The 14,400-nt window shown below is 65.4% G+C and carries 7 protein-coding genes; 2 read left to right on the forward strand and 5 right to left on the reverse strand.

What is annotated here, in order from left to right; genetic code table 11:
* Positions 1 to 114: 114 nt before the first annotated feature.
* Complete coding sequence (locus QFZ41_RS00790; RefSeq protein ID WP_429196985.1) at positions 115 to 8,601, reverse strand: GH36-type glycosyl hydrolase domain-containing protein; 8,487 nt, start codon at positions 8,599 to 8,601, stop codon at positions 115 to 117.
* 148 nt (positions 8,602 to 8,749) lie between these two features.
* Between QFZ41_RS00790 and QFZ41_RS00795 the strand changes: the two genes are divergently transcribed.
* Together QFZ41_RS00795 and QFZ41_RS00800 are read left to right on the forward strand one after the other, a co-directional pair.
* Positions 8,750 to 9,469 (forward strand): Crp/Fnr family transcriptional regulator, encoded by a 720-nt coding sequence (locus tag QFZ41_RS00795; RefSeq protein ID WP_429196987.1) that lies wholly within the window; start codon positions 8,750 to 8,752, stop codon positions 9,467 to 9,469.
* 79 nt (positions 9,470 to 9,548) lie between these two features.
* Positions 9,549 to 10,619 (forward strand): redoxin domain-containing protein, encoded by a 1,071-nt coding sequence (locus QFZ41_RS00800; RefSeq protein WP_429196989.1) that lies wholly within the window; start codon positions 9,549 to 9,551, stop codon positions 10,617 to 10,619.
* Positions 10,620 to 10,642: 23 nt separating this feature from the next.
* Here QFZ41_RS00800 and QFZ41_RS00805 read toward each other — a convergent pair whose 3' ends face one another.
* The 4 genes from QFZ41_RS00805 to QFZ41_RS00820 all read right to left on the reverse strand — a co-directional run bounded on the left by QFZ41_RS00805 (position 10,643) and on the right by QFZ41_RS00820 (position 14,331).
* Complete coding sequence (locus tag QFZ41_RS00805) at positions 10,643 to 11,050, reverse strand: hypothetical protein (RefSeq protein ID WP_429196991.1); 408 nt, start codon at positions 11,048 to 11,050, stop codon at positions 10,643 to 10,645.
* A gap of 123 nt (positions 11,051 to 11,173) precedes the next feature.
* Entirely contained in the window at positions 11,174 to 12,265 is a 1,092-nt protein-coding gene (locus QFZ41_RS00810; RefSeq protein WP_429196993.1) for an ATP-grasp domain-containing protein, read from the reverse strand.
* 59 nt (positions 12,266 to 12,324) lie between these two features.
* On the reverse strand, positions 12,325 to 12,495 hold the full coding sequence (locus QFZ41_RS00815; RefSeq protein WP_429196995.1) for a hypothetical protein: 171 nt from the start codon (positions 12,493 to 12,495) through the stop codon (positions 12,325 to 12,327).
* Between the two features lie 336 nt (positions 12,496 to 12,831).
* Positions 12,832 to 14,331, reverse strand: a complete 1,500-nt coding sequence (locus tag QFZ41_RS00820) for an MDR family MFS transporter (RefSeq protein ID WP_429196997.1) — start codon at positions 14,329 to 14,331, stop codon at positions 12,832 to 12,834.
* Positions 14,332 to 14,400: the final 69 nt, after the last annotated feature.

The raw sequence follows: 14,400 nt of genomic DNA on the forward strand, positions 1-14,400 counted from the left end.
CCATTTGCGCGACTCGAGATAGGAGACGTGCTTCTTCATGCCCATGGCGCTGACTCCAGACGACGCGAACATGCGCTCTGTCGTGAGGCTGGTCGCCATCGCGTTAGGCCATCGTTAGCGGGGCGGGTATGTCACCTGCACGCTGTGTCGAAGCCCGTCGTCGATTCGTTCGAGCCGGCCACCATCGACGAGGTCGCCATCGAAGCGGACGCAGGCCTCCTCGCCCTCTTGCGCGGGGCGAAGGTCGATGTCCCAGGTCGTGTTTCCGTGGCGATACTCCACGCGGTATCCCGTCCACGCCGCGGGTACGGCCGGTTCGAAACGCAGCTTGCCGCCATCGAGGCGCACGCCCAGGAGGGACTCCACGAGCAGGCGGTACATCCAGCCCGCCGAGCCCGTATACCAGGTCCAGCCGCCACGTCCGACATGGGGATCGACGCTGTAGACGTCGGCGGCGACGACGTAGGGTTCCACCTTGTATCGCTCGATCGAAGCCGTCCCCTCCGTGTGGCTGGACGGCGCGATCATGCGCGCGAGTTCCCACGCCCGGTCGGATTGCCCGATGCGGGCGAAGGCCATCGCCGCCCATACGGCCGCGTGCGTGTACTGGCCGCCGTTTTCGCGCACGCCCGGAACGTAGCCCTTGATGTAGCCGGGCTCCATCGCCGTCCGGTCGAACGGCGGATCGAGCAGCCGGATCAGGCCCGCGTCCTGGTCGATCAGGTGGGCATCCAGCGAGGCCAACGCCTGCCTTGCGCGCCCGGGGCTCGCGACGCCCGACAGCACCGACCAGCTCTGCGCGATGGAATCGATCCGGCATTCCTCGTTCGCCGCCGAACCCAACGGAGTGCCGTCGTCGAACCATGCCCGGCGGTACCAGTCACCATCCCATGCTTCCGACTCGAGGCTGATCGCCAGCTTGGCGGCCTCGGCGAGGCAACGGTCCGCGAAAGCCAGGTCACCGTGGCCTCGCGCGGTCACGGCGAACTCGCACAGCACATGGTGGAGGAAGAAGCCGAGCCATACGCTCTCACCCTGCCCTTCGATGCCCACCAGGTTCATGCCGTCGTTCCAATCGCCGCCGCCCATCAAGGGCAGTCCATGGCGCCCACGGGGCATCGCGTGCTCGATCGCCTTCACGCAATGTCCGTAAAGGGTCGCGTTCATCCCGGACGGGCGCGGCAGGTCGTAGTTGGATTCCTCGCCGGCCCGCAGTGCTCGTCCTTCGATGTATTCGATCGTCTCGTCCAATACGGGTCTATCGCCGCTGCTGGCGACGTACCGGCTCACCGCCAGAGGCAGCCACAGGTAATCGTCGGAGCACGCCGTGCGCACGCCCCGCTCGGTCGGTGGATGCCACCAATGCATCACGTCGCCCTCGACGAACTGATGCGCGGCGCACACCAGGAGCTGCGACCGGGCCATGGCGGGTGCGGCATGCTGCAGCGCCATCGAGTCCTGCAGCTGATCGCGAAAACCGATCGCGCCTCCGGACTGGTAGTAGCCGCTGCGGGCCCACATCCGGCTCGCGATCGTCTGGTACAGGAGCCAGCCATTGGTGAGCACGTCCATGGCCGGATCGGGCGTTTCGACCCGTACCGCGCCCAGTACACGCCGCCAGTGCGCGCGCACCGCCGCGAGTACCCCGTCGGCGGTGCCGTCCATCCGCCCGCGGCGTACCAATGCTCGCGCCTCGGCCTCGTTGGCGCCCATGCCGAGACGGATGACGACCTCGCGCGACTCGCCGGGCGGCAGCAATACCTCCACGCGCAGGACGCCGCACGGATCCAGCCCGGCGCCGACGCGGTTCGACCAGTCCTGCCGGCGCATCGCCAGGGGAGACACCAGCGTTCCGTTACGCCCCAGGAACTCGGTGCGGTCGCCACCGACCTTGCGCTCCGGATCGCCCACGTCGAGGAAGGCGACGCGTCCGGGGAAGTCGCTGTTGTAGGCGTTGCGTGCGAACAACGCGCCCGTGGAAGCGTCGATATCGGTCACCACGTGCATCGCGTTCTTCTCCCGGATGTCACCGAGCAGCCACTCGACGTATGCGGTGATCGATATGCGCCGGGGCGCGTCACCTTCGTTGGTGAGCCGCAGCACGTGAAACTTCACGGGAAGGTCGACCGCGACGAACACGTCGAGTCGCGAGCGGATGTCTCCCTCGATGTGTTCGAAGATGCTGTAGCCGAAACCATGACGCGTCGTATAACGGCCGTTGCCGCGCGCAGGCAGCGGGCTCGGCGACCATACCTGGCCACTGGCTTCGTCGCGAAGGTAGATGGCTTCGCCTGCGGCGTCCTCGACCGGGTCGTTGTGCCACGGGGTCAGCCGGCAAGCGTGGGCGTTCTCGGCCCATGTATACGCGGAACCGCTCTCGGAGACGACGCTGCCGAACGAAGGGTTGGCGAGCACGTTGCACCAGGGCGCCGGCGTGACCGCGCCCGGCTCCAGGTCGATCACGTACTCGCTGCCGTCCGCCGAGAACGCACCCGCCGCCGTCGTCTGCACGGGCTGCCGTGATGCCGGCTTCTGCGGCCATGTGGCCGCGTCGGGCGGTGACGGCCGCGACTCCAGCCGGTGGCGCTCCATCTGCTCGGCCAGCGAACCGAGGTTGTCCACCACGACGATGCGCGCGCTCGCCTGCATGACCATGCGGTCTTCGTGGGAGAGCGGCTGCGCCGCGCGGATGAAGACGCCGCCAGGCCGGTCCAGCAGGCTGGCCTCGGTGCCGGAAGCCAGCAGGCCGGTCAGCGCGTCGTGCAACGCCTGCCGGTAGCCCGTGCTGTCCTCGTTCCAGATCACGAGGTCGACGACGAGCCCGCGCAGCCGCCAGTACGCGGCCGCCCGGACGAGGTCGCGGGCGATGTCCAGGCGGGCGATATCGCCGATCCGGAGCAGGACGATCGGAAGGTCGCCGGACACGGCCTGGCCCCACAGCCCGGACTGGCCCCGCGCGTTCGCCGCGATCAGCGAGGGCTCGGCCCGCAACGCCATATTCGGGTAGAGGATCGACGTGGCCATGTGTTCATAGAGCTGGGCATCCGCGAGCGTGGCGTTGGCCTGGCGCAACAGCACCTGGGCATGGGTCCAGGCAAGGTCGAACACGCGATCCGACAAGTGACGATCGCGGTACTTTTCGATCAGGCGCAGACAGGCGTCGCGGCTGTCCGCGACGCCTGTGACGAAGTCCAGCGTCGCTGTCTGTCCCGGGTCGAGCGTCACGCATACACGGATCGACACGATGGGATCGAGGACGGCGCCATCGCTTCCCGACAGGCTGGTGACGCCGGGGTCAAGGGCGGCCGGATGTGCGGTGCTGCGTCCCCGGCCGATGAACCGCGAACGGTCGGTCTCGTACGATATGGCATCGACATCGGCATCGTGCACGGCGACGAGATGGCACATCCACGGGACCTGCTCGTCGGCGGATCGCGGCCTGCGCTTGCACAGCAGCGCCTGCATCTCCGTGACGATCTCGGTCGTCACGAAGAGCTTGCTGAAGGCCGGATGCATCGCGTCACCGACCGGATCGGCCAACACCACCTCGGCGTAGCTGGTCAGCTCGATGGTTCGGCGGGAACGCCCGTGATTGGTCACGCGGGTGCGGCGGAGTTCGATGTCGTCCTCGGGGGAGACGACGATCTCGGTATGGGTTTCGAATCCGCGCTGGCGAACGCGGAACTCCGCCCGGGACTCTGAAAAAATGGCCTCGAAGCGCTCCGTGCGCCGGGCCACGGGCTGGTACGACGTCGTCCAGACCTCACCCGATTCCGTATCGCGCACGTAGCAGAACATGCCGTGCGCATCGCGCGTGATGTCTTCGCGCCAACGCGTGACCGCCATGGCGTTTCTTCGGCTATAACCACCGCCCGCACTGGTGACCATGACGTGATAGCGGCCGTTCGAAAGCAATTGCACGGCGGGCCGCGACCTGTCCGGCTCGGTGAACAGGCGCAGGCGTGCTTCAGGGGCCGGCGTCGCGATCGCCGCCTCGGCGAACTCGGTGGCGTGCAGGTAGCCGGCCACCGTCCGCGGAATGCGTTCCTGGAGCAGCAGGCTCGTGGCCATCACCGCGGGGTCCGCCTCGAAACGCCGACGCATGGGCTCGCCGAGCAGGAGATGTTCGATGGCGAGCAACGCCATGCCCTGGTGGTGCGCCATGAACGAACGAACGACGGCCGCGCCTTGACCCGGTGGAACACGGGCGGGCGTGTAGTCGACCGCCTCGTACATGCCGTGGCGCGTCACCATGCCCAGATCCGAGAGGTGCCGGAGGTTCGCGATCGCCGGCTCCGGCGCGACCATGAGCGCGAGCGCGCTCGCATACGGCGCGACGACCATGTCGTCGCCCAGTCCACGCTTGAGTCCCAGTCCCGGGACACCGAAGGCCCGGTACTGATACGTTCCATGGGCGTCGACGGCGTTGTAGCCCGACTCGGAAACCCCCCATGGCACATCGCGTTGCTTGCCATAGGCGATCTGTCGCGCGACGGCCGCGCGGCAGGTTTGCGCCAGCAGGCTTCCTTCGTAATTCGGCATGACCAGCATGGGCATCAGGTACTCGAACATCGATCCGGTCCACGACAACAGCACCGTGGACGTTCCCGATGTCGTCAGCAACCGGCCCAGCGCGAACCAGTTGTCCTGGGGCACCTGGCCCTGGGCGATGGCGACGAAGCTGCCCAGCCGGGCCTCCGATGCCAGGAGGTCGTAAAAGGAGGGATCGAGGGTGTGTCTCTCCACGTCGTACCCGATCGAGAACAGGTGCCGGCGCTCGTCGTAGAGGAAGGCGTGGTCCATGACGGACAACTCGTTGGCGAGCGCCGCGAGTGCCGCTACATCGTTCACGAGCGTCGCCGCGTGGGCGTGGGCCGGGCTTCCATCCCCGGCCTTCGCGAGCGCGGCGAACGTCGGGATCCCCTCGATGGTGCCGGAAGCGCCTTGCCAGTACCGCGCATCGGATACCAACTCTTCGCATTGCACCGTCAGACGTTCGAGCCAGAATGACACCTCCGCCGACGCCACCGGCGCCAGCCGCGCGGTCGCCGCGCGCAGGTGCCCGTCCTGGCGTATCGCCAGGGAGAGTACGTCGTGCAGGTTTCGCGGGGGCGCGTTCACCGCGTTCGACAAGTCTGTCGACCAGGCGTCGAGACCGGCTTTTGCGTCGGCGCCGGCTTCATGCGCGAGTATGTCCACCGCGTCGCGCAGGCCGGATAGCGACGCGATACGGAAGACCGGCTCATCCGCGAGTGTCAATAAGCCGCGTTGCAAGGTAAGCAGATGTCCGGCGAGGTTGCCGCTATCGACGCTCGAGACGTACAACGGACGCAACGGTGCGAGCGTGTCGGTGGCGTACCAGTTGTAGAAGTGCCCGCGATGCCGCTCGAGCGAGCGCATCGTCTCGAGCGTGGCGGATGTCCGGCGGACGAGACGCGTCATGCCGATGAAACCGAAATCGTAGGCTGCGAGGCAGGACAGAAGGCCCAGGCCCATGTTCGTGGGCGACGTGCGCCGCGCGACGATGGGTTCCGGTGTCACCTGCACGTTGTCGGGCGGAAGCCAGCGATCCTCAGGCCCGACATACTCGTCGAAGAAGGACCAGGTGCGCCGCGCCAGCCCACGAAGGAAGCGTTGTTCGGCGTCGCTCGGTACGAAGGCGGCCTCGACCTTCGGACGGCTCACCCACCACGCGAGTACTGGCGACAACAGCCACAGGAAAAGCAACGGCGAGGCGACCGGCAGCGCCGATGGCCGGACGAACGAAAGGACCGCGGCCAGGGAGATCGCCAGCACGGGGCCCGCCCACATCGCGCGCCATGGAACGGCCCGCGACCCGCGCCCCTGCCGTTCGACTTCGCTCGACGAGCGCCATTCGAGCAGGTACCTCCGGCTCACCGTCATTCGCCAGACGGAGCGCAGGATCGCATCGAGCGCGAACGCCGCCTCGTGGGGTAACCATGCCATCGACAACACGAGCCTCGCCCCGTGCTGGCCCGCGCCCGCCAGCGACACGCGAAGGTGCTGCGACCAATCGACGTCGCGCGATTTGCGCGACGTCTCCATGAGGGCCTGGAGAAGCACGGGCACGAACGTCATGGAGAGCACGGCCAGCGTCCAGGTCGTCGTCGGATGGATCCACGTCCAACCCGCGACGAGCAGTGCGACGGCGCCCACCGGTACCAGACTGCGCCTCAGGTTATCGAGGATCTTCCAGCGCGACAGGGCCGACAGGTCGTTCCGCCGCCAGCCGGACATCGTGGGAACCTTCGGCAGCAACCAGGGCAAGAGCTGCCAGTCGCCACGTATCCAGCGATGGCGTCGCAGCGTGTCGTCGACGTATTTCTCGGGCGTTTCTTCGAAGACGGTGACGTCGCTGAGCAAGGCCGAGCGAGCGAAGCATCCTTCGATCAAGTCGTGGCTGAGGACGCGCTCGTCGCGCAGCCGGCCGGCCATCGCACGCTCGAAGGCGTCGATGTCGTAAATACCCTTGCCGATGAACGAGCCTTCGTGGAAGAGGTCCTGGTAGACATCGGAGACGGCGCGGGTATAAGGGTCCATGCCGGCATCGCTGCCATACAGGCGTGCGAAAGTCGACCGCGCTCGGGCCGGCAGGGCGATGCCCGCACGAGGCTGCATGATTCCATACCCGGAAAGCACCTTCGCCCCCTCCCTGGCGAACACCGGCCGGTTCAACGGATGATCCATCGCGGCGACCAGCAGGTGCGCCGTGTTGCGCGGCAGCTGGGTATCGGTGTCCAACGTGATCACGTAACGGACTGGCGGAAGGCCGGATAAGCGTCCCACCACGCGCATGAACGCATCCGCGCCTTCGCCGCGGAGCAAGGCGTTCAACGCCACCAGTTTTCCGCGCTTGCGGTCGGATCCGATCCAGCGGCGCTGCGTCGCGCTCCAGGTTCGTGGCCGGTGGAACAGGAAGAAGCGGTCCTCGCCCGATGAAGGGTATTTCTCGTTCAGCGCCGTGATCAGGTGATGCGCGGAATCGAGAATCGCCGCGTCGCCGGGCATCGAGGCGGAGTCCGCGTCGGTGAAGTCGGTGAGCAAGGCGAAGTACAGGGAGGTGTCACGGTTGGCGAGGAAGCGCACTTCGAGCGACTCCACGACGGCCTCGACATCCTCCACGGAACCCAGCAACGTCGGCACCACCACGATCGTGGACGCCGTGGCCGGTATGCCGGCGGCGTAATCCATCCGTGGCAGGAAGTCGGGTTTGGTGACGAGCGTGGCCAGGAGGTTCAACAGGCTGATCGCAAGCTGGCTCGCCACGAGCGATGCCCCGAGGACGAGGCCCGCCCACGCCCAGGCCGGCACCGATGGCACCGATGCCGTTGCAATGACGCCACGTGCGAGCACCGCCGTCAGTACCACCAGGGCAAACAGGGCGAAAGCGAAGGGTGCCGTATCGAAGGCACGCCGACAACGCGCGGCGAAACCGGGCCGTGCACCAAGCTCGTTTTCCATCGCGCGCGCGCCGGCACCTATGAGGTGATAGCCCACATGCGTCGCCAGGCCGTCATTGCCCGGGCGCAGGCAGGCCGCCAGCACCGCGCGCGCCGTGGCCACTTCATCGTGCGGGCCCGTGCGGGCGAGCCGCTCCACGGCGTGCCGGTAACGATCACGCGTGGCGAAATCCATGGCCTGATGAATGGCCGCGGGGTCCTCACGCAGGATCGCCTCGACCAGGCTGGCCTCCTCGACGAAGTCGCGCCAGTCGATGGTCACGAGCGCACGCAGGCTGCCGATGCTGTTGGCGACGGAAACCTGATTGGCGGCCTGTTGTTGCGACTCGACTTGCACGAGGTAGTCGATACTGCGGCCGGACTCCGAAAGCCGCTGTTCCACCCAGCCCAGCGGCATGGCCAGCGCCGGCCCCTGCCCTTGCAACCGTCGCGCGAGTTCCGCGACGAAAGGCGCGCTCATCACCGGGGAAGACCGTGCCATGTCGGCAACCACCAGGACGACGTTCTTGGGATCGTCCACGGCCATGCGAGTCATGGCATCCGCCCAGCGCGTGGCGCGCCGCCGCCTGGACCGGTCGAGCATCACCCGCACGGCGATGCGCCGGAGATTCTCGATCAAGGCCAGGCGAAGCATGATGGGAATCGCCCACAGCTCACCGAGGGTCAGCGGAACGATGGCCTGGTAGGCTACGAGGAAGCGCGCGAGGCCTGACGCGTCGAGGCGTCCGTCACCGTGCGAGATCACCTCCAGCGCGATGTCGTAGACGCGCGGCAGCCCCTTCGAGGCACCACTTTCCAACTGGACGAGTTCGCGGCTGTATCCCTTGGGGAAATCCTTGTGGGCGATCCGTATGTGTTCTTCGATGAGGTAGAGATTGTCGAGCAGCCATTCGCCCGCGGGCGTGGTGCCCTCCATGCTGCGGTCCACGGTCGTCAGCGCCCGGCAGGCTTCGAGTATGACGGCTTCGTTGTCCGCCAGGCGTGGGAGTAGCCATTCCGGGGATCGCTTCCGCGCGAGTCCATGACGGGCCGCCAGTACGGATCCGTGGGCTTCGAGCTGGTCGGCGTTGAAGAGTTCGGAGCGGAGCGCGGGTTCGCGTTCGGCGGTGGGCGCTTTCATCGTGGTGCGCCGGGAAAAAAGAATCATGGCACCCTTTGGCCCGGGACGCCGGGCAGACGCCCACTCTGCACTATCGCGGACGCGTTTGTCGGTGCGCTGGCGCACCAAGGTAGTAGACTCCCCCAGCGGACCCCATGGAGGAAAGCACATGGCCTCGACTCCCGATCCGCGCGAAAACCATTTGCTCGCCATGCTGCCAGCCGATGCGCTGGCACTGTGGACGCCCCGGCTCGAACCCGTCGACATGCCACTCGGGCAAGTGCTGTACGAACCGGGCGTGCGCTTGACCCATGTCTACTTTCCCGCCACGTCGATCGTTTCCCTCCTTTACGTGATGGAGGACGGCGCCTCGGCGGAGATCGCCGTGGTCGGCAATGAAGGGATCGTAGGCATATCACTCTTCATGGGGGGCGAATCGACTCCCAGCCGGGCATTGGTCCAGAGCGCGGGAAAGGGGTTCCGGCTTGAAGCGAGTGCAATGCTCCGGGAATTCAACCGCGCGGGACCGGTGCTTCACCTGCTGCTCCGTTATACGCAGGCCCTCATCACGCAGATGTCGCAGACCGCGGTCTGCAATCGACACCACTCCCTCGACCAGCAACTGTGCCGATGGTTGTTGCTCAGCCTCGACCGCCTCGACGGCGATGAACTCCTCATGACCCAGGAACTCATCGCGAACATGCTGGGCGTGCGCCGTGAAGGCGTGACGGAGGCTGCCGGTCACTTGCAGCGCGCCGGGTTGATCCACTACAAGCGCGGGCACATCACCGTGCTCGATCGCGACGGCCTGGAACGGCGCACCTGTGAATGCTATGCCGTCGTGAAACGGGAGTACGACCGTCTGCTCCCCCAGGGCGAGCCACGCTGACGCATCGTGGCCAGGGCACGCCGCTCCAAGAGATCGGATACGGATTGTAGTGACATGCGCATGGGTACCGGAGCGCTCCATGAAACCACGCATATTCCTGACGATCTCGCTGGCGTTCGCCGCCGCATTTCCCTATACGGCGGTTTGCCGCGACGACGCCACACCGGCGGCCGCGGCGATCGACTTGCCCGTCGAAGGCCGCATGCCTTCGCTTTCCGGCGCGACCACCTGGCTCGGCTCCCCCGCGTTGTCGTCCCGGGCCTTGCGCGGCAAGGTGGTGCTCGTGGATTTCTGGACCTATTCCTGCATTAATTCGCTCAGGCAGATTCCTTATCTGCGCGCGTGGGCCGCACGGTACGGAAACCATGGCCTCGTCGTCGTCGGCGTCCATTCGCCGGAATTCGGTTTCGAGAAAGACCTGGACAACGTGCGAACCGCGGTTAAGGACATCGCCCCTGGCTATCCGGTCGCCGTCGACAGCGACCATGCCGTGTGGCGCGCCTTCGACAACGAATACTGGCCCGCGCTCTATATCGTCGATAGCCAGGGCCGCATCCGTCACCATGTATTCGGTGAAGGCGAGTACGACCGGACCGAAGCGATCATCAGGCAGTTGCTGGCCGAAGCCGGACACACCGATCTGCCCTCGGGAGCGAAGGTGGTATCCAAGGGTGTCGAGGCACAAGCCGATTGGGCCCAGCTTCGTACGGAGGAAACCTATGTCGGCTACGGCCGTACCGATGGTTTCTCTTCGCCCGGCGGCATGGAACAGGGCCGGAGCAAGACGTATGTCCGTCCCGATGGCCTGTCGCCAGGCAACTGGGGTCTGGTGGGTGACTGGACGGTCAAGGAAGAATCAGCGCGCTCCGACAAGGCCGGTGCCCGCATCGTCTTCCGTTTCCATGCGCGTGACGTCCACCTTGTGATGGGCCCGTCGTCGAACGGCGCGTCCGTTCGCTTCCGGGTGCTCATCGACGGCAAGCCTCCCGGTGCCGGTCACGGTGTCGATGTCGCCGCCGATGGCGGCGGCACGGTGACCACGCCAAAGATGTACCAGCTGATTCGCCAGGCAGGTGAGATTACCGACCGGGATGTCGAGATCGAGTTTATCGACCCCGGCATCCAGGTCTATTCCTTTACATTCGGATAGCCGCGCGCACCGGGCCTGTCGGACTAGCGGACGAACGTGCTTTCGTTGTATGACTGTTGCTTGATCAAGAGATTTTCGCCATCCAGGCTAGCCACGAAGACCTCCAGGAATTCCGCGGAGACCATGTTAGGAGCCTGCCGCGTCGCTTTCACCGCGATGCAGACATCGCCGTCCCATTCCACGAACGTCACCCGGTCGATAAGAAACTGATACGCGCCGGCGCCACGCGCGCACTGGAAGGCACGAGCGGCCACGTTGTATCCGCTCGTGGCGTGCAGAGAATCGATACGAGGCTTGAAGCCTTCGGCATAAAGGCCCGTGAGGTACCCAACGCGCGTCGCGTCCAGCTCACCCAGTATCCGAAAGCTGACGCCCGCCAATGTCGAGTAGTAGGTTCTGACGCATGTATTCACCATGTCTTCCGTGACCATCGCAAAGCCCTCCTGGCTCGTATCGCCACCCCGCAAGGTGGTACTCAGGTAGCGTCTTTATCAGAAGCGTGGCCTGCGCGCAAAACATCTAGTGCGCAAATACGGAAGGGCGAATCGTAAACGCTATTCGAGCGTGAACAACGGACGCTCGGGTGGGCGCGTTTCCACGCCGTCGCGCAAGGCCGCGTAGGCTTCCGACTCCCAGAACGCATCCATCGATACCGGTCGCAAATCCCCGGTGGGGGCGTCCGGACGGCCGGTGAGAAGCAAGGCCGTCATGCTTCGCAATACCGGATGTTCAGGCACCATATCCTCGATGAAAAGGAACTGGCCGGCCTGATTCACTTCAAGGAAGTAGAAGTCGCCGTCACGGTCGACAGCAAGGTCGATGCATCCAAAAACAAGGCCTAGTTCGTGCATCAGGAAACGCAGCTTTTCCTCGACAGGGGAAGGCAACACGATCGCTTCGGCACGGAATGCCGGATCCTTGGCCTGTCCACGCCAATCCACATATGCCCCGCTCGCCCCCTTGCCCAGGCTCACGGCGAACAGGCGATCGCCTATGACGGTGACGCGCACGTCGTAGCGCTTCTCGATATAGCGCTGGTAAATGCCGGGGCAGACCGCGATGGCCTCCGCAGGTAATTCGCTGTCACCGTCGAGCAAGCTGACACCCACGGCGTGCATCCTGCCGCTGATCCGTTCCTCCCACTGGTGCACGAGAAAGCTCTTGAACACGACCCTGCCCCATCGCCGGATGAACCCTGCGACCTCGGTGGCGTCGGTGGTCACCAGCGTTTCCGGGAACGGAATGCCCAGGCGCCGGCAGGTATCGAGTTGCACGAGCTTCAATTCCGCCCGCTGCGATGCCGCCAGTCCATTTACCCACAGGGCTCCACCGTAGGCGTTTTCGAGGCTGAAGACGTTGCGCTGGAACAGTTTCCATTCCCACGTCGCAAAGTTTCTGTCCGCCTCCGCGCAATCGGGCACCGGGTCATGCATGCGCCTGTTCCATACGGCACTGATGCTGTCGTCGACAAGCGACGAGTCGCTGAACGACGTACCGTCGTTCGCCGTGTGGACGCTGTAGTGGACGCCGCGCTCCGCGCGCAACGACGGCATCCATGCCGGCTCGACGCCTTGCTGCCGGATTGCCCACGCCAGTGCGCATGCATGCGGATCGCTCGAAGGAGCGAGGATGAGGGGGCGACGCATGGGAATCTCCCGGAACGAAGCGCCCCGCGGGTGCGGGGCGCGGGAGCGGACGAGGCGTGTCAGCCGCCGATGATGCCGACCTCAGGCTCCGGACGATCCGGATCGGTATAGATGGTCAGGAACAGGCCGCCCTTGTCGTCTTCGGGAGCCGGGGCCACTTCGAAGGCGCTGAGGCGGGCGAAGGCACGGGCCTTCGTCGAAGTATCGAACTGCGACACATGGTTCGTCATAGCGGGGAACTCCTTGGTGGATCGCACGGTGTTTGATCGTAAGGAATAACGCTTTTTGCCCAGCGCCGCGGCGCATGGGCCGACCGATACTACGTCGCCTGATGGCTACAAACATCATCTGCCCGCCATCCCTGCCGGAAATGCACACGCCACTTCTGCGGCCGCTGCTCTGGCGGGAGCCGCTCTGGTGGGAGCCGACTTTGTCGGCGATCCCGCGGCAGCGGGCCAGGTCGAGGCAAGCACCCATCGCCGCTGAAGCGGCTTCCCACCAGAGCCGGTTCCGTGACAGTTCCTACAGGCGTTCAGTTCCTACAGGTATTCAGTTCCTACAGGCATTCAGTGTGCGCGACGGAGCGGTACGTCGCGCAGCCACCAGGCCAGCACGAACGCCACCGCCATGACCGCCGCCGCCACGTGATACACCGTATGCAGGGAGGCGCCGAAGGCGTGCAGGTAACGATCGTGGATCGCCGGCGGCAGTGAGCGCACGGCGTCCGGCCCGAGCGCGTGTTGCGTGCGCTGACCTCCCGGCATCACGTCGTTCAATCGCGACTGCAATCCATTGCTGAAGATGGCGCCGAACGCCGACACCCCGATGGAACCGCCGATGGAACGGAACAAGGTGACGCCCGATGTCGCCACGCCGAGGTACTTCATCTCCACGCTGTTCTGCGTGGCGAGGATCAACACCTGCAAGACCATGCCCAGGCCCAGGCCGAGGAAGCCCGCGTAGAGATAAATGAGATACAGCGGGTCGCTGTCGCGCACCGTGCCGAGCAGGACCAGGGCGATCCCGGCGATCAGCGTGCCGAGGATGGGAAAGACGCGGTACCGGCCGAACCGGCTGATGAGACGTCCGCTGACGATCGAACTGACCAGCACGCCACCCATCAGCGGCAGCAGCTGCAAGCCCGCACCGGTCGGCGACACGCCCTTGACCACTTGCAGGTACAACGGCAGGTAGGTCGTAGAGCCGAACAAGGCCGTGCCCACGAAGAATCCGATCAGGCAGCTCAGCAGGAAGGTGCGATGACGGAACAGGTGCAGCGGGATGATCGGCTCCGCCGCGACGCTTTCCTCGTAGATGAAACCGACCACGCCGAGCACCGCGAACGCGAGGATGAACCACAATTGCGCGGAATCCCATGGCAACGTGGTACCGCCCTCGGTGGTGAACAGGATGAGACAGCTCAATGCCAGCGCCAACCAGCCCGCGCCCCAGTAGTCGATGGTGTGACGGACATGGCGCACGTGCGGATGGAACACCGCGGCGATGACCGCGATGCACAGCACGCCGAGTGGCAGGTTCACGTAGAAGATCCAGCGCCACGAAAGGTGATCGACCATGAACCCCCCGAGCAAGGGGCCGATCACCGTGGCGAGTCCGTAAACGCCGCCGAACAATCCCTGGTACTTGCCACGCTCGGCAGGCGGGATCACGTCGCCCACCGACGCCATGGTCACCACGAGCAGGCCGCCGCCACCAAGCCCCTGCAAGGCGCGCATCAGGATCAGCTGTGTCATGTCCTGCGCGAGGCCGCAGAGCACGGAACCAATCAGGAAGATGACGATGGCCGTCTGCAGGACGATCTTGCGGCCGAACAGGTCGCCGAATTTGCCATACAGCGGAACGACCACCGTCGACGTCAGCAGGTACGAGGTCACCACCCACGACAACTGGCTCAAGCCTCCCATCTCGCCCACGATGGTCGGTAACGCGGTGGAGACGATGGTCTGGTCCAGGGCGGCGAGCAGCATCACCAGCATGAGTGCGGTGAAGAGCAGGCGCAGCGAAGGCACTGGCGGGCCTGCATCCTGGACTGTTTCAGTCGTCACGTCGCATCGCCTGCAATTAATTAAGTGATGAGTTAATATATGTCCATCACGTCGCGAGGTCAAATGCCC

The sequence above is a fragment of the Luteibacter sp. W1I16 genome, from assembly GCF_050434905.1.
In the GTDB taxonomy this organism is placed as follows: domain Bacteria; phylum Pseudomonadota; class Gammaproteobacteria; order Xanthomonadales; family Rhodanobacteraceae; genus Luteibacter.